19 protein-coding genes are annotated in these 17,748 nt (G+C 35.2%); 12 read left to right on the top strand and 7 right to left on the bottom strand.

What is annotated here, in order from left to right; genetic code table 11:
- Positions 1 to 19 precede the first annotated feature (19 nt).
- The 7 genes from ACNQGB_RS09320 to ACNQGB_RS09290 all read right to left on the bottom strand — a co-directional run bounded on the left by ACNQGB_RS09320 (position 20) and on the right by ACNQGB_RS09290 (position 7,885).
- A complete protein-coding gene (locus ACNQGB_RS09320) occupies positions 20 to 1,681 on the bottom strand; it encodes a hypothetical protein (RefSeq protein ID WP_417946347.1) in 1,662 nt (553 codons plus the stop codon).
- Between the two features lie 9 nt (positions 1,682 to 1,690).
- A complete protein-coding gene (locus ACNQGB_RS09315; protein WP_417946349.1) occupies positions 1,691 to 2,473 on the bottom strand; it encodes an enoyl-CoA hydratase/isomerase family protein in 783 nt (260 codons plus the stop codon).
- Positions 2,474 to 2,483: 10 nt separating this feature from the next.
- Positions 2,484 to 3,956, bottom strand: a complete 1,473-nt coding sequence (locus ACNQGB_RS09310; RefSeq protein ID WP_417946351.1) for a sensor histidine kinase — start codon at positions 3,954 to 3,956, stop codon at positions 2,484 to 2,486.
- 1 nt (position 3,957) lies between these two features.
- A complete protein-coding gene (locus ACNQGB_RS09305; RefSeq protein WP_417946353.1) occupies positions 3,958 to 4,512 on the bottom strand; it encodes a CopD family protein in 555 nt (184 codons plus the stop codon).
- A complete protein-coding gene (locus ACNQGB_RS09300; protein WP_417946354.1) occupies positions 4,499 to 5,854 on the bottom strand; it encodes an MATE family efflux transporter in 1,356 nt (451 codons plus the stop codon). The genes ACNQGB_RS09305 and ACNQGB_RS09300 overlap by 14 nt, the downstream gene beginning before the upstream one ends.
- Complete coding sequence (hemH, locus tag ACNQGB_RS09295) at positions 5,855 to 6,910, bottom strand: ferrochelatase (RefSeq protein WP_417946355.1); 1,056 nt, start codon at positions 6,908 to 6,910, stop codon at positions 5,855 to 5,857.
- 99 nt (positions 6,911 to 7,009) lie between these two features.
- The gene (locus ACNQGB_RS09290) at positions 7,010 to 7,885 is read right to left on the bottom strand and encodes an AraC family transcriptional regulator (protein WP_417946357.1); all 876 of its coding nucleotides are present in this window, start codon (positions 7,883 to 7,885) and stop codon (positions 7,010 to 7,012) included.
- Positions 7,886 to 8,113: 228 nt separating this feature from the next.
- Between ACNQGB_RS09290 and hemA the strand changes: the two genes are divergently transcribed.
- The 12 genes from hemA to ACNQGB_RS09230 all read left to right on the top strand — a co-directional run bounded on the left by hemA (position 8,114) and on the right by ACNQGB_RS09230 (position 17,697).
- Positions 8,114 to 9,370, top strand: a complete 1,257-nt coding sequence (gene hemA / locus ACNQGB_RS09285; RefSeq protein WP_417946359.1) for a glutamyl-tRNA reductase — start codon at positions 8,114 to 8,116, stop codon at positions 9,368 to 9,370.
- A 59-nt stretch (positions 9,371 to 9,429) separates the two neighbouring features.
- Positions 9,430 to 9,837: a GxxExxY protein gene (locus tag ACNQGB_RS09280; RefSeq protein ID WP_417946361.1), complete on the top strand. Its 408-nt coding sequence runs from the start codon at positions 9,430 to 9,432 to the stop codon at positions 9,835 to 9,837.
- Positions 9,838 to 9,928: 91 nt separating this feature from the next.
- Positions 9,929 to 10,849: a hydroxymethylbilane synthase gene (gene hemC, locus ACNQGB_RS09275; protein ID WP_417946363.1), complete on the top strand. Its 921-nt coding sequence runs from the start codon at positions 9,929 to 9,931 to the stop codon at positions 10,847 to 10,849.
- On the top strand, positions 10,849 to 11,532 hold the full coding sequence (locus ACNQGB_RS09270; RefSeq protein WP_417946365.1) for a uroporphyrinogen-III synthase: 684 nt from the start codon (positions 10,849 to 10,851) through the stop codon (positions 11,530 to 11,532). The genes hemC and ACNQGB_RS09270 overlap by 1 nt, the downstream gene beginning before the upstream one ends.
- A gap of 22 nt (positions 11,533 to 11,554) precedes the next feature.
- Positions 11,555 to 12,580, top strand: a complete 1,026-nt coding sequence (gene hemE, locus ACNQGB_RS09265; RefSeq protein ID WP_417946367.1) for a uroporphyrinogen decarboxylase — start codon at positions 11,555 to 11,557, stop codon at positions 12,578 to 12,580.
- Between the two features lies 1 nt (position 12,581).
- Positions 12,582 to 13,115: a GNAT family N-acetyltransferase gene (locus ACNQGB_RS09260; RefSeq protein ID WP_417946369.1), complete on the top strand. Its 534-nt coding sequence runs from the start codon at positions 12,582 to 12,584 to the stop codon at positions 13,113 to 13,115.
- Positions 13,105 to 14,010, top strand: a complete 906-nt coding sequence (gene hemF / locus ACNQGB_RS09255) for an oxygen-dependent coproporphyrinogen oxidase (RefSeq protein ID WP_417946371.1) — start codon at positions 13,105 to 13,107, stop codon at positions 14,008 to 14,010. Before ACNQGB_RS09260 ends, hemF begins: the two co-directional genes overlap by 11 nt.
- A gap of 292 nt (positions 14,011 to 14,302) precedes the next feature.
- A complete protein-coding gene (tnpA, locus tag ACNQGB_RS09250) occupies positions 14,303 to 14,764 on the top strand; it encodes an IS200/IS605 family transposase (RefSeq protein WP_417946373.1) in 462 nt (153 codons plus the stop codon).
- A gap of 95 nt (positions 14,765 to 14,859) precedes the next feature.
- Positions 14,860 to 15,858 (top strand): porphobilinogen synthase, encoded by a 999-nt coding sequence (gene hemB / locus ACNQGB_RS09245; RefSeq protein ID WP_417946375.1) that lies wholly within the window; start codon positions 14,860 to 14,862, stop codon positions 15,856 to 15,858.
- On the top strand, positions 15,858 to 16,244 hold the full coding sequence (locus ACNQGB_RS09240; protein ID WP_417946377.1) for a c-type cytochrome: 387 nt from the start codon (positions 15,858 to 15,860) through the stop codon (positions 16,242 to 16,244). Before hemB ends, ACNQGB_RS09240 begins: the two co-directional genes overlap by 1 nt.
- Positions 16,245 to 16,431: 187 nt before the next feature.
- Positions 16,432 to 16,902, top strand: a complete 471-nt coding sequence (locus ACNQGB_RS09235; protein WP_417946379.1) for a methylated-DNA--[protein]-cysteine S-methyltransferase — start codon at positions 16,432 to 16,434, stop codon at positions 16,900 to 16,902.
- Between the two features lie 81 nt (positions 16,903 to 16,983).
- Positions 16,984 to 17,697 carry a 3'-5' exonuclease gene (locus ACNQGB_RS09230; protein ID WP_417946381.1) on the top strand — a complete coding sequence of 238 codons (714 nt, stop codon included), beginning with the start codon at positions 16,984 to 16,986 and terminating at the stop codon, positions 17,695 to 17,697.
- Positions 17,698 to 17,748: the final 51 nt, after the last annotated feature.

Raw genomic sequence — 17,748 nt, 5'->3', positions numbered from 1 at the left:
ATAATTTGATGTCTGTAGTTTACAAATTAACTTTCAGTAATTGCTTTTTTGTTCCTTTTCTACCTAAAAACAAAACAGAATTATTAATGATTGCTCCTTTTGAAACCATAAACGGAACGGAGCTATTTTCATCGTCAAGAATTTCTTCATAATCAAAGTCTCCATCCTCATTGATTCTAATTACATTCAAATTAGATTTGTTTTTTCTGATTTGACCGAATTCAATTCTATCATTTTTAATTTTTTTAATTTTTTCACCCGTGTTAATAAAGAAATAACTGAAATTATCATTTATAAATGAAGTATATGAAATAAATGATTCGTCTTCGTATGATGGAGTTGCTTGACTTTTATTAATATTTCTTGCCCACAAAAGATTTCCTTCAGGATCTAATTTTGCAGCTACAATGTCATCGTAACTAAAATAAGTTCTATTATTATTGTAATCTGAGGTGGTGTATTCCTCTTGTGCATTTATAATTAAATCATTGTTGTTAGTGAAAAATATTTTTTTGAATGTTAAAAACTTTAGCGCTTTGTCTTTGCCTTCCCCATATTTGTCTACCATAAATTGTTCTGTAAATAGATTGTATTTTGCTTGTAAAATTTCTAAAGAATTGAAATCTAATTTGTAATAATAAATTCCTTTAAACCTGTAGTCTTTTATGTCAGAATAAAAACCCAAACAAATAATTTCATTATTATGAAAAACAGATTTTAAAGAGCCAACAAAATTTTCATGAGTATCTATGAATTTCGATTTTTGAGATTCAGCTGTTATTTTTGTGATTTCAAATAGGTAATTTCCACCTTCTTTCTTTTCTTTTTGGGTTTCTAAATAATTTTTTGCCAATAAGCTTATGACTTTTCCATCCGGTGAAACTTGAATGTTCTCGAGCTTATAATTTGTATCCTTAATTTCTCTGTTAAAATCGGTGTCGATTTTCTTGTTCAACTCATTGTCAAATAAATATAATTTGACAAATTCTTTATCCTCACTTTTATAATCTATTGCGATGGCAAAAGCACTTTTGGTTTCATTTACAGTCATTACAATATCAGAGCCTTTTTGATCTTTTGATATTTCTGATTTTCCACCCAATGATATTTCAAAAAAACTTGAGTTTTTTGAAATATCATTTTCCGATTTTATTTCACCTGAATTATCATTTGACCAGTTTCCTTTTGTACGATTAAAAAACTCTTTCTCTAAAGAAATGGTTCCTGTTTCTTTCATCTTTTCCTTAGGGATTCTAAACAATTCTTTTTTAGAGGTTTGAAAATCATTTGTGACTATATTTGCTTGACAAACATATGATTTGTCATTCAAATTATAATAAAACTCGATAATCTTAACTTCATTTTTAAGAGAATAAATACCCAAAACGATATTGTTTTTTTGATAATTTGGATGTTTCATTTCGAAATTAAACGTCTTTTGGATTTTTAAATGTGAATCTATATGTTCTATATAAAAGCCGCTGTAATTTGATAATCCATTATCATTATAGGATCGAACTATTAAGGTATTTCCTTCCTTATTAGTTTCAGTCAAAACAATATTTGATTTTTTGATGTCATCGTTAAACTCTTCACTCTTTTCGAGTTTAAAAGGGATGTTTTGACAAAATAATTGGCTTGGTAAGAAAGCAAAAATTAAATAAACATATAATTTTCTCATATAATTTAATTATTTCCCAGTAAAAACTGCTTTTCTTTTCTCTAAGAAAGCCGTTGTTCCTTCTTTAAAATCTTGAGTTCCAAAACATTTTCCAAACGCTTTTATTTCGGTTTCATACCCGTTTTTACCTTCTTTGAAGTTGGCATTAACTGCTTTGATGGCTTTGCCAATTGCATACGGAGAATTCTTTATTATTTTATTGGCTAGACTTATACAATAGTCAAGAAGTTCACCTTCTGGCACAACGTGATTCACTAATCCAGTTCGGTATGCGTCTTGTGCCGTTACCATTCCTGCGGTCATAATCATTTCCATGGCACGTCCTTTCCCTATCAGTTGTGGTAAACGTTGTGTTCCTCCGTAACCCGGAATTACTCCCAATGAAACTTCTGGCAATCCCATTTTAGCATTTTCTGATGCTACTCTAAAATGACACGCCATTGCTAATTCTAATCCGCCACCCAATGCAAATCCGTTCACGGCTGCAATAACGGGCGTTTTTAGATTTTCTACAAAATCAAATAATTTCTCTTGTCCTTCGGCGGCTAATTGCGCTCCTTCTGCGATACTAAAGTGCGCAAATTCAGAAATATCAGCACCTGCGACAAATGCTTTTTCACCACTTCCCGTTAAAACAATAACACGAACTTCGTCATTTGCTGCTAATATTTTGAAAGCTTTGTTCAAATCAGAAATTGTGGCGACGTTCAACGCATTCAATTTTGTAGGACGATTGATGGTAATCGTTGCGATGTTATTTTCGGTAGTAATTAAAATATTTTCGTAGTTCATAATTGTATTTTTAGGTGTTAATTATTGGAAGCGAAACAATAAAAGTAGTTCCTTTTCCAAATTCAGTTTCAAAGGTAATTGTTCCTTTATAATTTTCGATGATGTTTTTTATAATTCCTAAGCCTAGACCCATTCCGCTACTCTTCGTGGTAAATTTAGGTTCGAATATTCGGTCTATGTCTTTGCGTTGAATGCCAATTCCATTATCAGTAACAGTGATCAAGACATTATTATTTTCTTTGCGAATGCGAACTAGTACAGATTTTTCTACTTGTTGTTCTGGAATGGACTGAATGGCATTCTTCGCTAGATTAGTGATAATCCGGATGAGTTGGGTACGGTCAATTTTCGAAATAATTTCGGGAGAATCACTCAGGAATTCAATATACTCCTCATTGAAAATATCCATCGCTAGTTCAACTACTTCTACAACATTAAGTGTTTCATTTTGTTGCGCCGGCATCGAAGCAAAATTCGAAAAAGCCGAAGCTACCGCGCTCATCGTATCTATTTGTTGAATAAGCGTCTCGGAGTAATCGTTCATTTTTTGTTTTACATTGGGATCTGTTGGGTCAAATTTTCGCTGAAAACTTTGTACCGTTAAGCGCATTGGCGTAAGCGGATTCTTGATTTCGTGCGCCACTTGTTTCGCCATTTCGCGCCAAGCTTCTTCTCGCTCGCTTTGCGCTAATTTGATGGCACTTTTTTCCAATTCATCCACCATTCCGTTGTAGGCTTTGATCAATAAATTGATTTCATTACTGTTGGCCTCCAATACGATTTTCTCATTTTTTTGGTTCAAGCTCGTTTCACTCAGTTTATCTGAAATGGTTTTCAAGGATTTTGTAATGTACGAGGACAAAAAATAAGCAAAAGCGAATGCCATCAATAGCATGAACGTATACACTTGACCTAGGCGAATTAAGAAACTTTTGAGTTCGTTTTCATAATAACCATCGTCTTCTACGTAAGGTAAATTTAAAATCCCAAGCGGTTTGAATTTATCATCCTTGATTTGGCTAAATGCCGAACGATTTTTTTTGCCGTCAATAGTTTTGATATCTACATACCTTTTTTCGATGGAAGAGCGAACCAGTTTCAAAATGTATTTGGGAATTGGTGGAGCCACTTTGTCTACCGAAAAAGATTCTTTAGACGATTTAAGCAATTTCCCGTCCAGACTATAAATATTGATTTCTATGTTGTGAATGTGGGCTAATTCGTGAATTTTATCTTTAAAAATTAAATCTAAATTGCCAGAAGTCAACGGATAGGTAGTGGTGGAAAGAATGAAGTTAATGTGTTGTTTTACTGCATTTTCATTTCGTTCCAAGCGCTCTTGGTGGTATTCTTTGGCCTCATTTTTAAATTGGAAAATAGATATGGACGCTAATATTACAGAAGCCATTATGATCAATACAATCATCGAAAGGAAAATCCTAATTCGTAACGAAAGCATTGCTATTTTGAAGCTTTTAAACATTTTAAGATTGATTTCTTTCTCTAATTTTTTTGTAAAATTTAAATCCAAGCATGATTAAAACGGAAAACAAAATTATTCCTATAACACCATAAATCCAATTTACTGCATTTTTTAGAATAACTAAAAAAACCACTGCAAAAAGGATAATTGTTGCGCCTTCGTTCCACAAACGCATGAAGTTAGAAGTGTAATTGACTTGATTATTCTGCAATTGCTTGAATATTTGATGGCATTTTGCATGGTATAAGTACAGCGCAAATACAAAGCCAAGTTTTACGTGCATCCAAGGCATTTTTAACCAAGCGTTACCTAAATCAGTAAAAAACAACATCCAGAAAGCAAAAATGCTCGCTAATATAGCCGAAGGCCAAGTGATAATATACCACATGCGATAGGTCATTATTTTGAATTGTTTTTGTAAAATTTCTTTTTCGGGCGATGGTTTATCAGCCGCCTCTATTTGGTAAACAAATAAGCGAACAATATTAAATAGACCTACAAACCATGTAATTACAAAGATGAGGTGCAGGGATTTCAGGTAATTATAGTATTCCATAGTTGGTTTGAATCAGTTTGGTATTCATTTCTTTTTTTAGAAAATAGCCAGTTAATATCGTTGATAAAATATCTGCGATTGGGAATGCAATCCACACGCCAAAAATACCTAAAAAATTTGGTAGAATCAGCACTAACGGAATTAGGAAGAATCCTTGTTTGCTTAACGTCAAAAGCAACGCTTTTTGTGCTTTTCCTGCTGCCTGAAAATAGGCCGCACCAATAAGTTGAACGGCAATAATTGGCGAAGCCGCAAACACCCAGCGCAAAGCTTCCGGAGTTTGATCAATTACGTGTGGATCAGTTGTAAAAATGGCAACAATAGGTTTGGCGAAAATTAAAATAACAACAAAAATTATTGTAGCTAGTAAAGCGGAATATTTAATTGAAAGCAGTACGGTGTCTTTTACTCTGGCGTGATTTTGTGCGCCATAATTAAAACCAGCAATAGGCAAAAACCCTTGTGTAATACCCAGTATTGGAAACAAAGCAAACATCAGCATTCGGCTGATAATTCCATAAATCGCCACAGAATGTTCGCCGCCGTAAGTGTATAAAGTATGGTTCAAGATTATCGCCAAAATGCTCACTACTCCTTGTCGTGAAAAAGTAACGAAACTCAATTCGGTAATTTCTTTGACAATGGGCATTTTAAATTTGAAATGCTTTATTTTTAATTGTAGTTCGCTTTTGAAAACAAAAAACCAAAGTACAAATAAGAAACAGGTAAAATAAGATATGGCTGTCGCCAAAGCAGCGCCAAACATTCCCAAACTCATATATCTTATAAAAAGAATATCCAATCCAATATTGACAAAAGCGGGGATAATCATCGCCATCATAGCAAATTTAGCTTTGCCTTCGGCCCGAATCACATTATTTCCCATCATACAAAGAGCTAGAAACGGTACGCTGATTATTATGGGGATAAAAAATTCTTTAGCGGGTTGCATAATTGCTCCTTTGGCACCAAAAAGCAATAGCATTTCATCGCTGTAGACAAGTCCAAATAGCACAAAAATAGAAGCCAATAAAAAAGTCATCTTGATCTGATTGCCAAAAGTTAGCAGAGCTTTCTCTCGGTCATTAGCGCCTAAAGCTCTAGAAAGTACGGAGCCTCCGCCCACGCCAATTGCCATTCCTAAAGAGGAAATCAAAAAGGTGATGGGTAAAACTACGGTTACCGCTGCAATAGCTAATGAACCAATCCATTGCCCAACAAAAATGGTGTCAATTAAAATATTAATCGACATGAATAAAATTCCAATAGAGGAGGGGACGGCTTGTTTGATCAAGAGTTTTTTAATGTCCTGAGTACCTAACTCATCAGCGGTAACAGTCATTTACGCTGTTATTTTTTCAGCGTCAGCCTTAATTGGTGCCGAAACATTTGACCATTTTGTGATCCAGTTTCCTACCGTTGCACACCAATCGTCTCCATCATTTAAACAAGGAATAGCTAAAAATTCTTCACCACCATTTTCTTTAAATTCGTGACCGGCTTCCATAGCAATTTCTTCTAATGTTTCTAAGCAATCAGATACAAAAGCAGGTGTTACAACGGCAAGGTTTTTAATTCCTTTTTTTGGCATTTTATTCACTTCCACGTCAGTGTATGGAGTCAACCATTTATCTCCTGCTAAACGCGATTGAAAAGTTTGACTGTATTTTCCTTCTGGGATACCTAGTAATTTTACCACTTGTTTCGTGGTTTCGTAACATTGGTGACGGTAGCAAAATTCATGCGCTGGCGAAGGCGTGTTGCAACAAGAACCGTCTATTTCACAATGTGACTTGGTAATATCTGTTTTGCGAATGTGGCGCTCTGGAATACCGTGGTAAGAAAATAATAAATGATCGTAGTCAAAACCTTCTAAATGTCCCTTGATAGAATCAGCAAGGTTTTGCAAGTAATCAGGTTTGTTATAAAAAGCAGGAACAATAGTAAATTTCATTTCTGGGAAATATTTTTTACGATGTTCTTCAGCCAGTTCTAAGATTGTAGTAGTAGAAGCCATGGCATGTTGCGGATATAAAGGAAAAAGCAGCACCTCGTTCACGCCTTTATCATGCAATTCTTGTAATCCAGAAAGCAAGGACGGATTTCCGTAACGCATCGCAAGTGATACTGGTACATCAACTAGTTTTTGTACCTTTTCGTGCATTCTTTTCGAGATAACTACAAGCGGCGAACCTTCGTCCCACCATATTTTTGCATAAGCAGCAGCTGATTTTTTAGGTCTGGTTTGCAAAATAATTCCACGAACTAATAAAGCTCGCAACAAAAACGGAACATCAATTACGTATTTGTCCATTAAAAATTCATCTAAATACGGTTTTACATCTTTTGGAGTTGGACTTTCTGGAGAACCTAAATTTACTAATAATACACCTTTCATGTTGTTGTTTTTTATTATTACAAAAGTACCTAAACTTACTTTTTTAAAAATTGTGCTTAACTATTTTTTATTTATTGTTTAATATATGAAATCAATGGATTACGCCATATTTGGATTGATGGACATTAAATATTTTTTTGGCGTTGTAGCAAATTTCTTTTTGAATGCCGCTATAAAGTGGCTTCCCGTGCTGTATCCAATTTTGAGTCCTACTTCATTTACATTATAGGAACCGCTGTCGAGTAATTTTCGAGCAAAATCCATTTTGTAATCAAATAAAAACCCATAAACGGTATCCCCATAAATTTGTTTGAAACCCATTTTTAGCTTCTTCAAATTCAATCCTATTTCATCCGCTAACTCTTGCAAACCTGGCGGTTCAGCCATATTTGCAATAATAATTTCTTTGGCTCTTTTTATTTTGATCACATTGTCTTCATCGATTAAAAACGGACATTGTTCTGCATTTGGGTCTTCGGTTCGGTTGAAATACAAACTCAGCAATTCGTACCCTTTTCCTTTGTAATACAAGTTTTTAATAGATGGGTGCAAACTATAATGAAACAATTGCGACAATACAATTGCCATTGATGGACTGATATTGCCTTCGTTATAATATTTTTTGTCTTTATTATCTGCGCTTAAAAAAGTAATATAATCTGCCTCGCTCGAGAACAATGCGTGGAATTTTTTGATGGAAATAATCACCGAAATCACCCAAGAATTCGGCGCTAATTCTAGATTTAAAGGCAATTCTTTTTGTGGATTGTACAAAAGCAATGATTTTTCTTCTTTTAGTTCCAAAGCGTAATTCCCTTGGTTGAAGATAAATTTGGCGCTTCCCTTTAGTCCAAAATGAAATTGAATCAGGCCACTGCTGACTTCACGTTGGACGTTAAAATTTTCGATCCCGTCATTTTGAAAACGGATAAGCGTAAAGTCATCTTCAATTTTTATAATTTCCTGAGAACCCATAGCGATATTTTTTTAATATGAAAATCATAATTATCAAACCTTTTTATTTAGAACAACTCTAAATAGTTTAATTCAAAGGACTTGAATTCATTACAAAAATAGATTTTTTTACCATAAAATAAGACATTGGAATTAAAAAATCACGAAGCGATACAAAAAGAACTTCTAGCGTTACTTTTATAAATACTATAGTGATAATTTTGTCTCACTTTTTGGAAAAGTGCAAATATGGAAAACAATAATACATCGAAGCATCATTATTTTTACGCCGTTGGACTAAGCTATAAAAAAGCAGATGCTGAGATTAGAGGAATATTTAGTTTGGATGCTGCTGCAAAAGTGCGGTTGCTGGAACAAGCTAAAAATGAAGGAATAGAGAGTTTAATAGTCACTTCTACCTGCAATCGTACTGAAATCTATGGATATGCAGAACATCCGTTTCAATTAATCAAATTAATTTGTGAGAACAGCCAAGGCTCCGTTGAAGCATTTCAAAAGGTAGGCTTTGTCTATAAAAATCAAGAAGCCATCAGCCACATGTTTCGTGTAGGAACTGGTTTAGACAGTCAGATTCTGGGTGATTTTGAGATTATCGCACAAATAAGAAATTCCTTTTCACAGTCAAAATCGTTGGGTTTAGCCAATGCTTTTATGGAAAGACTAGTGAATGCTGTTATCCAAGCCAGTAAAAAAATAAAAACAGATACAGAAATTAGCTCTGGTGCTACTTCGGTTTCTTTTGCCGCAGTTCGTTATATTATCAACAATGTACAAGACATTGGGAACAAAAACATTCTCTTGTTTGGTACTGGAAAAATTGGTAGAAATACGTGCGAAAATCTAGTGAAACATACAAAAAACGAGCACATTACGCTAATTAATAGAACCAAAGAAAAGGCCGAAAAATTAGCTGGAAAATTAAACTTAATCGTAAAAGATTACTCTGAACTGCATTTGGAACTTCAAAAAGCAGATGTTGTTGTGGTAGCTACGGGTGCTCAAAATCCAACCATTGATAAAGCTATTCTGAATTTGAAAAAACCAATGTTGATATTGGATTTATCAATTCCGAAAAATGTAAATGAAAATGTGGAAGAAATTGAAGGTGTTACCTTGATCCACATGGACTATTTGTCACAACTAACAGACGAGACTTTAGAAAACAGAAAAAAGCACATTCCTGCAGCTGAAGCTATTATTGAGGAAATCAAAGATGAATTCATTACGTGGACCAAAGGACGAAAATTTGCCCCAACCATTCACGCGTTGAAAGCCAAGTTAAATGCGATAAAAGCATCGGAACTGGATTTTCAAAGCAAGAAAATTTCCAACTTCAATGAAGAGCAAGCGGAGATAATCAGTAACAGAATCATCCAAAAAATTACAACGCATTTTGCCAATCACTTAAAAGATGATGATACAATGGTCGATGAAAGTATCGAATGGATTGAGAAAGTGTTCAAGATTGGTGCTACTGCAAAATAAAATTTTCACCATTAAGAAATTAAGTTTCATTTAGACTTTTGAAAATAATAACTTTTTAAATGACAAAAAAAGAAATTACAAAGTTATCTTTTGAAATAACAGGTTTAGCAATAAAAGTGCATAAAAAATTGGGTCCTGGACTTTTGGAAAGTGTTTATGAACAATGTCTAAAGTATGAATTAGAAAAAAATGGGTACGATGTAAAACAGCAATTAATTGTTAAAATCGAATATGATGAGTTAGTATTAGAATCTAATTTAAGGATAGATTTGCTAGTTAATGATTCGATTGTTGTTGAATTAAAAGCAGTTGAAAATGTTTTACCAATTCATGAAGCACAATTATTAACTTATATGACATTACTGGAAAAACCTCAAGGATTGTTAATTAATTTTAATACAACGAACATCACAAAGTCTTTAAAGCCATTTGTAAACAAATATTTTTCGATGCTCGATGAATTCTAATTTCAAAAAATTGAAGTTTAAAAATAATAGTAATATGATTTAAATCAGATCTTAATGAAACTTAATTTCTTAATGGTTTGGAAAAATAAAAATGATAAATAAAACGATACGCATAGGAACCCGCGATAGCGAACTTGCGCTTTGGCAAGCCCACACTGTCCAGAAAAAGCTAAACGATTTAGGGTATAAAACCGAAATTTTAGCCGTTAAATCTACTGGAGATATAATTTTAGACAAGCCATTATACGAGCTTGGTATTACTGGAATATTTACTAAAACACTTGATGTTGCTATGATCAATGGCGATGTAGATATTGCGGTGCATTCCATGAAGGATGTTCCTACGGCATTACCTATAGGAATTGTGCAAGCCGCCGTTCTAGAAAGAGCAAATACGTTGGATATTTTAGTGCATAAAGGAAACCTTGATTTTCTTACTGGCGAAGGAACAATTGCCACAGGAAGTTTGCGTCGTCAGGCGCAATGGTTAAATAAATATCCCAATCACAACGTAGTAGATTTGCGCGGAAACGTCAATACGAGAATGCAAAAGTTACACGAAAGCGACTGGAGCGGCGCTATTTTTGCGGCAGCTGGATTAGAAAGAATAATCTTAAAGCCTACCGATTATATTGATTTGGATTGGATGATTCCAGCACCAGCTCAAGGCGCTATGGTAGTTGTTGCCATGGCAAATGATGAATTTTGTAGACAAGCGCTAAACGAACTTAACGATATTGATACCGAAGTTTGCACACACATCGAAAGACAGTTTTTAAAAACACTTGAAGGCGGTTGTACGGCACCAATTGGCGGTTTAGCAGTCTTTGTAGAAGATGACATCGTGTTCAAAGGGGTCCTTTTTTCATTAGATGGAAAACAAAAAATAGAAGTTGAAAAAACTGTTCCGATGCAAGAATGGAAAAAATTAGGTTTTTATTGTGCCCAAGAAATTTTAGAAAATGGCGGAGCAGAATTGATGACAACAATTAAAATTAATTTGAAGAAATAATGAGTCAAACAAGTATTTTATCTACCAAAACATTGACTGACGAGCAAAGGAAAGTACTTCTTGATGCTAATCTGGATCTTTTGGAGCAAGATTTTATTGAAATAAAAAACAACCTTTTTGAACTCAAAACAATTAACAATAACTTAATCTTTAGTAGTCAAAATGCCGTTTTAAGTTTGATCGAACAAAACGGCTGGGAAGTTTTAAAAACCAAACCTGTTTTTTGTGTTGGGATTAAAACCAAGGAGTTATTAGAATCGCATGGTTTTACCGTTGATGTTTATTTGGATTACGCATCTGAATTAGCTGAAATAATCACTTTGATTTACAACAAAGAAAGTTATACTTTTTTGAGTGGAAATTTGCGTAAAGAAACGTTGCCAGAAGCATTAAAAAGTGCAGGAATAACTTTCAATGAAATTGAAGTGTATCAAACCAAGTTGGCCCCATTTAAAATATCTGATCAAGAGAAATTTGATGGTATATTGTTTTTTAGCCCCTCTGCGGTCGAAAGTTATTTAACAAATAATAAGATCAAAAACGAAGTTTGCTTTTGCGTAGGTAAAACGACGGCATCAGCTTTAGAAACAAAGAAAATTAAAAACATAGTAATTGCTGCAACACCAATTATCGAAGAGGTGATTGAGGAAGTTATTGAATATTATAAAACGGAAAGCATCTAGCAATCTGCAAAAATTTAAATACATGATTAAGAACGACCTATTTTTAAGAGCACTAAAAGGAGAAACAGTACAACGCCCGCCAGTATGGATGATGCGTCAAGCCGGAAGATATTTACCGGAATTCATCGCTTTGCGTGATAAATATGATTTTTTCACGCGTTGTCAAACGCCGGAATTAGCTGCGGAAATTACAGTTCAACCGATAAGAAGAATTGCTCCTGATGCAGCGATTTTATTCTCGGACATATTGGTTATTCCACAAGCCATGGGAATTGAAGTGGAGATGAAACCTAATTTTGGTCCGTATTTACCAAATCCAATTCGTACCATTCAGGATGTGGAGAAAGTAATCGTTCCAGATGTAAATGAAACATTAGGATACGTTTTTGATGCTATAAAATTGACCAAGGAAATGCTGAATGATGAGGTGCCATTAATTGGCTTCGCAGGTTCTCCTTGGACAATTATGTGTTATGCAGTAGAAGGAAAAGGTTCTAAAAGTTTTGATATGGCCAAAGGATTTTGTTTCCAACATCCAGAGGCAGCGCATGTTTTATTGCAAAAAATTACGGATACTACAATTGCATACCTCAAAGAGAAAGTAAAAGCGGGAGTAAACGCCGTGCAAATTTTTGACTCTTGGGGCGGAATGTTATCTCCAGTGGATTATCAAGAATTCTCATGGAAATACATCAACCAAATTATCGAAGCGTTGGCAGATGTAACACCCGTAATTGTTTTTGGAAAAGGATGTTGGTTTGCTTTGAACGAAATGGGAAAAAGTAGAGCATCGGCACTAGGAGTAGATTGGACGTGCTCTCCAAGAAATGCCAGATACTTGTCTGGAGGAAATATCACTTTACAAGGAAATTTTGATCCATCAAGATTATTATCTCCAATTCCTGTGATCAAGAAAATGGTAAACGAAATGATTGACGAATTCGGAAAAGACAAATACATCGTAAACTTAGGTCACGGAATTTTACCAAATATTCCCGTGGATCACGCTAAGGCCTTTATTGATGCCGTGAAGGAGTATGGTCAGTAAATTGAAATTTGAAAATTATATAGTAGACAAGTTGAAACCAATTGATTCCAATCAATTGTATCAGTTCATGTTGGATAATAAGGAACGATTGAATTTGTTTTTTCCACTAACATTGGAAATGAATAGTTCTTTAGAAAAGACGCAAGCCTATATTTCAATTAAGAATAAAGAAATAGCAGAGAAGACAAATTTTACTTTTGTTGTTCGAGATATAAATATCCAACAAATTGTAGGTTTAATTATTATTAAAAAACTTGATTGGGAAAAAAAGCAAGGAGAATTTGCCTACTGCATTGGTTCCGAATTTGAAGGAAATGGTTTGACTTCATTTGCGGTAAAAGAAATGACAAATTTTGCTTTTGAGGATTTAGGTTTAAAAACACTTCAGATTATAGCTCATAAAACCAATTTAGGAAGTGTTAAAGTAGCTGAAAATAATGGTTTTATTTGGCAAGGCACCTTACAAAATGAATTTACTCCAATCAATGGAACTCCATTAGACATGGAATTATATGAATTGTATAATGAAAAATAAATTTTACCAATACATACAAAACCTTCAAGACCAAACTGTTGCTGGCTTAGAAGCTGTTGAAGGTTATGCCAAATTCAAGGAAGACCTTTGGGAACGTCCAGAAGGTGGCGGAGGAAGAACACGCGTAATTGAAAATGGAAATGTTATCGAAAAAGGCGGTGTCAATATTTCAGCAGTGCATGGAAAATTACCTGAAGCCATGCAAAAGATGTTCAATGTAGGCGAAGCTGATTTTTTTGCCTGCGGACTGAGTTTGGTCATCCATCCTAAAAACCCAATGGTGCCAACCGTTCACGCGAATTGGCGTTATTTCGAAATGTACGATGACAACGGAAATGTGATTCAACAATGGTTTGGTGGCGGACAGGATTTAACGCCCTATTATTTATTTGAAGAAGATGCAATTCATTTTCATCAAACCTGCAAAACTGCTTGCGACAAACACAATCCGGAGTTTTATCCAAAATATAAGAAACAATGCGATGCCTATTTCTGGAACGCTCACCGCAATGAAGCACGTGGACTAGGTGGATTGTTTTTCGATTATTGCAAAGCAACCGAGCAAATGTCAATGGAAAACTGGTTTAACTTTGTAACTGAAGTTGGAAATTCATTTTTAACCGCTTATATTCCAATATTAGAACGGCGAAAAAATTTACCTTATACTGCAGAACAAAGAACGTGGCAGGAAATCCGAAGAGGTCGTTACGTGGAGTTCAATTTAGTACACGACAAAGGCACTTTATTTGGCTTAAAAACCAACGGAAGAATTGAGTCAATTCTGATGAGTTTGCCGCCACATGTGCAATGGGTGTACGACCATCATCCAGAGGTAGGAAGCGAAGAAGAAAAATTACTGAAAGTGCTGGAGAATCCTGTTGAGTGGTTAGTTTAGCTCCAGAGGAGCGCTAGATGTATAGCAAATAATATTATTTCGATTCATTTTAGCTCCGTAGGAGCGTAATATGTATAGGAGATTGTATTGTTTTGACGGAGCACCATCGGTGCGGTATTTTTATAGCAACCATCGGTGCGGTATATTTATAGTGAATTATTTGTATTCATTTTAGCTCCGGAGGAGCGCTATATTTATAGCAACCATCGGTGCGATATATCTATATAAAATAATTTATGTAATTGAAATTGAATCCCGTAGGGATGACATATTTAACCAACATCAATTTATAATGGCAAATACCTATTCTCAAATATACATCCAAATTGTCTTTGCCGTCAAGGGCAGACAAAATCTGATTTTTAGTAAATGGAAAGACGAATTATTCAAATATATCACTGATATCGTTACAAATGAAGGTCAAAAATTAATTGCGATTAATGGAATGCCAGACCACGTTCATATTCTAATTGGCTTAAAGCCAAATAAAGCCTTGTCAGATTTGGTGAGAGATATAAAAGCCAATTCATCAAGATTCATTAATGAAAAAGCATGGATAAATGGTAAATTTGAGTGGCAAACGGGATTTGGAGCATTCACCTACAGCCATTCGCAATTGACTAATGTTATCAATTATATACAAAATCAAGAAGTACATCACAAAACAAAAACATTCAAAGAAGAATATGTAGAATTTTTAAAATTATTTAATGTAGATTTTAAAAATGAATATCTTTTTGATGATGTTAATTAGAGATAAATATGTCGCCCTTACCGGGCTTAAAAATAGCATGATAAAATAAATTACTATAAACATTACGCTCCTCCGGAGCTGGAAAAACTAAAGATATGTTCCCATTACACAGAGGTCGTCGGTTAAGAGTAAACGAATCCATTCGCTCATTAGTTCGTGAAACTACATTAAGTCCAAGTGATTTTATGTTTCCCATGTTTATTGCCGAAGGCGAAAACGTACAAGTAGAAATTCCATCTATGCCAGGAATATTTCGCCGTTCGATTGATTTAAACGTCGAAGAGGTCAAAGAAATATTTGCATTGGGAATTCGGGCGGTCAACATCTACGTAAAAGTCGACGAAAGTTTAAAAGATAATAGCGGAAAAGAAGCCTGGAGCCCTAACGGACTCATGCAAAATGCTATTCGTGCCATCAAAGCCGCTTGCCCGGAAATGATTGTCATGCCTGATGTGGCTTTAGACCCTTATTCAATTTATGGTCATGACGGAATCATAGGAAATGGCGATGTAGAAAATGATTCTACCAATGATGCTTTGGTAAAAATGGCCGTATCTCACGCTCAAGCAGGTGCCGACTTTGTAGCACCAAGCGATATGATGGATGGTCGTGTACTACGCTTGCGCCAAGGTTTAGATGCTGCAGGGTATCATAACGTGGGCATCATGAGTTACTCCGCTAAATATGCTTCAGCGTTTTATGGTCCTTTCCGTGATGCTTTAGACTCTGCTCCAAAACAAGCAGATGTAGTAGTGCCAAAAGACAAAAAAACTTACCAAATGGATTATGCCAATCGCCTGGAAGCCATCAAAGAAGCCCTTTGGGATGTAGAGGAAGGTGCCGATATGGTTATGGTAAAACCCGGAATTGCATACTTAGATATTGTTCGCGAAGTAAAAAATGCGGTTCATGTGCCCGTAACCGTATACCATGTGTCCGGTGAGTATGCTATGATTAAAGCCGCTTCAGAACGAGGTTGGCTAGATCACGACCAAACCATGATGGAGCAGTTAATGTGTATCAAACGCGCGGGTGCCAGTTTAATTTCGACTTATTTTGCCAAAGAAGCCGCAATACTTTTAAATAAAAAATAATGAAAAAGATCCTTTGCTTAGTAGTCGTATGTTGGTTTCTATCTTGCAAGAAAGAAGAAACAAAGAAAGAATCACTCTACCCAACCACTACTGTAGAAATAGCCCAATCCCCTGTTGAACTTGGAAAGGAAATTTTTGAGGGTAAAGGAAACTGTGTCGCTTGTCATCAAGCTGCAGAAAAGGTAATCGGTCCCAGCTTACAAGACATTGCGGCCATTTACAAAAGTAAAAATGCAGATATGGTTGCTTTTTTAAAAGGAGAGGGCGAGCCTATTGTAGATCCAAGTCAGTACGAGGTCATGAAAACAAACTTTACGATCACAAAAGCCATGTCCGATGAAGAATTAAAAGCGCTTGAGGCCTATGTATATTCGCATGTAAAATAATTCATACTGAACTTGTTTCAGTATCTGGAGCTATTTCCTGCTATCCGCTGTATCTCTTGCGTTCGCTAGCGCTACCACAAGAGGATGCCGCTTCTATCAGGGCTAAAAACAAAGACCATTCACAAGTACGAATGGTTTTTTTGTGACTACATTCAGTACGCACAGATTATTTTTTTACCTTTAAAAAATGGAAACAGTTTATATCAAAACTCCTTTAGGAATTGCAGCCATTACAGGTGATGTACATGGTGTTTCTGAAATAACAGTGTTAGATGAGGGTGAAGTGTCTGCTCAAATCCCGGTTTTTTTGCGAGATGCAGTGCAGCAACTTCAAGAATATTTCAATTCTCAAAGAACTGATTTTACCTTTAAACTCAACCCAAAAGGAACTGATTTTCAACAAAAAGTGTGGAACGCATTACTCGATATTCCGTTTGGGAAAACAAGAACGTATCTAGAACAATCTAAATTTCTCGGCGACCCAAAAGCCATTCGGGCTGTGGCTTCCGCAAATGGGAAAAACCCACTTTGGATTGTGGTTCCCTGTCACAGAGTCATTGGTAGTGATGGTTCTTTAACGGGGTATGCAGGAGGATTATGGCGCAAAAAATGGTTGTTAGAACATGAAAATCCTTCCCCGCAACATAGTTTGTTTTAGTTATTTATGAATAATTTTTTTATATTCGTTTAAGAATATCCGTGCAAATCTGTTAAATCCGCGTCATCTGCGTGCCATACCATGATTGAAAAAATAAATCTCAACAACATTCTTTTCTTAGACATCGAAACTGTTCCAGAAACAGCAGATTTTAATTTGCTAGACGACGAAATGCAAGCGCTTTGGGAACATAAAACGCTATACCAACGCAAAGATGATTTTACTGCAGAAGAATTTTACGACCGTGCAGGAATTTGGGCTGAGTTTGGTAAAATTGTGTGTATTTCGGTAGGTTATTTTACCATCAAAGGGGACATTCGTAATTTTCGAGTAACGAGTTTCTTTGGCGAGGAGAAAAAAATCCTTTCCGACTTTAATAATTTACTCAACAATCACTTCAATCAACCACAGCATGTTTTATGCGGACACAACGCCAAAGAGTTTGACATTCCTTTTCTCGCCCGGCGAATGATTATCAATAACATTGCAATTCCAGACAAGCTGAATTTATTTGGAAAAAAACCTTGGGAAATTCCGCATTTGGATACCCTAGAATTATGGAAATTTGGCGATTACAAGCATTTTACGTCCTTGAAATTAATGTGTAAAGTACTCGGAATTCCTTCTTCAAAAGGCGATATCGATGGTAGCCAAGTCGGTCATGTGTTTTATGTAGAAAAAAACATTGACCGTATTGTAACGTATTGTGAAAAAGATACGATTGCTGTAGCACAGATTTTCCTTCGATTAAGGCGTGAAGAATTGTTGATAGAGGAGGAGATTATTCATGTGTAAGAAACTTCAATGGCAATATTAATATCAAAATTCTATGGGAAATACAATTTT

Source organism: Flavobacterium frigidum (genome assembly GCF_048286795.2).
The sequence above is the reverse complement of the archived record's forward strand: the minus strand, read 5'-3'. Positions and strand labels throughout refer to the sequence as shown.

What these genes read in the sequence shown, in the direction of transcription:
- ACNQGB_RS09320 (WP_417946347.1), bottom strand. Translation starts at nt 1,681, where the DNA reads ATGAGAAAATTATATGTTTATTTAATTTTTGCTTTCTTACCAAGCCAA.
- ACNQGB_RS09315 (WP_417946349.1), bottom strand. Translation starts at nt 2,473, where the DNA reads ATGAACTACGAAAATATTTTAATTACTACCGAAAATAACATCGCAACG.
- ACNQGB_RS09310 (WP_417946351.1), bottom strand. Translation starts at nt 3,956, where the DNA reads ATGTTTAAAAGCTTCAAAATAGCAATGCTTTCGTTACGAATTAGGATT.
- ACNQGB_RS09305 (WP_417946353.1), bottom strand. Translation starts at nt 4,512, where the DNA reads ATGGAATACTATAATTACCTGAAATCCCTGCACCTCATCTTTGTAATT.
- ACNQGB_RS09300 (WP_417946354.1), bottom strand. Translation starts at nt 5,854, where the DNA reads ATGACTGTTACCGCTGATGAGTTAGGTACTCAGGACATTAAAAAACTC.
- hemH (WP_417946355.1), bottom strand. Translation starts at nt 6,910, where the DNA reads ATGAAAGGTGTATTATTAGTAAATTTAGGTTCTCCAGAAAGTCCAACT.
- ACNQGB_RS09290 (WP_417946357.1), bottom strand. Translation starts at nt 7,885, where the DNA reads ATGGGTTCTCAGGAAATTATAAAAATTGAAGATGACTTTACGCTTATC.
- hemA (WP_417946359.1), top strand. Translation starts at nt 8,114, where the DNA reads ATGGAAAACAATAATACATCGAAGCATCATTATTTTTACGCCGTTGGA.
- ACNQGB_RS09280 (WP_417946361.1), top strand. Translation starts at nt 9,430, where the DNA reads ATGACAAAAAAAGAAATTACAAAGTTATCTTTTGAAATAACAGGTTTA.
- hemC (WP_417946363.1), top strand. Translation starts at nt 9,929, where the DNA reads ATGATAAATAAAACGATACGCATAGGAACCCGCGATAGCGAACTTGCG.
- ACNQGB_RS09270 (WP_417946365.1), top strand. Translation starts at nt 10,849, where the DNA reads ATGAGTCAAACAAGTATTTTATCTACCAAAACATTGACTGACGAGCAA.
- hemE (WP_417946367.1), top strand. Translation starts at nt 11,555, where the DNA reads ATGATTAAGAACGACCTATTTTTAAGAGCACTAAAAGGAGAAACAGTA.
- hemF (WP_417946371.1), top strand. Translation starts at nt 13,105, where the DNA reads ATGAAAAATAAATTTTACCAATACATACAAAACCTTCAAGACCAAACT.
- tnpA (WP_417946373.1), top strand. Translation starts at nt 14,303, where the DNA reads ATGGCAAATACCTATTCTCAAATATACATCCAAATTGTCTTTGCCGTC.
- hemB (WP_417946375.1), top strand. Translation starts at nt 14,860, where the DNA reads ATGTTCCCATTACACAGAGGTCGTCGGTTAAGAGTAAACGAATCCATT.
- ACNQGB_RS09240 (WP_417946377.1), top strand. Translation starts at nt 15,858, where the DNA reads ATGAAAAAGATCCTTTGCTTAGTAGTCGTATGTTGGTTTCTATCTTGC.
- ACNQGB_RS09235 (WP_417946379.1), top strand. Translation starts at nt 16,432, where the DNA reads ATGGAAACAGTTTATATCAAAACTCCTTTAGGAATTGCAGCCATTACA.
- ACNQGB_RS09230 (WP_417946381.1), top strand. Translation starts at nt 16,984, where the DNA reads ATGATTGAAAAAATAAATCTCAACAACATTCTTTTCTTAGACATCGAA.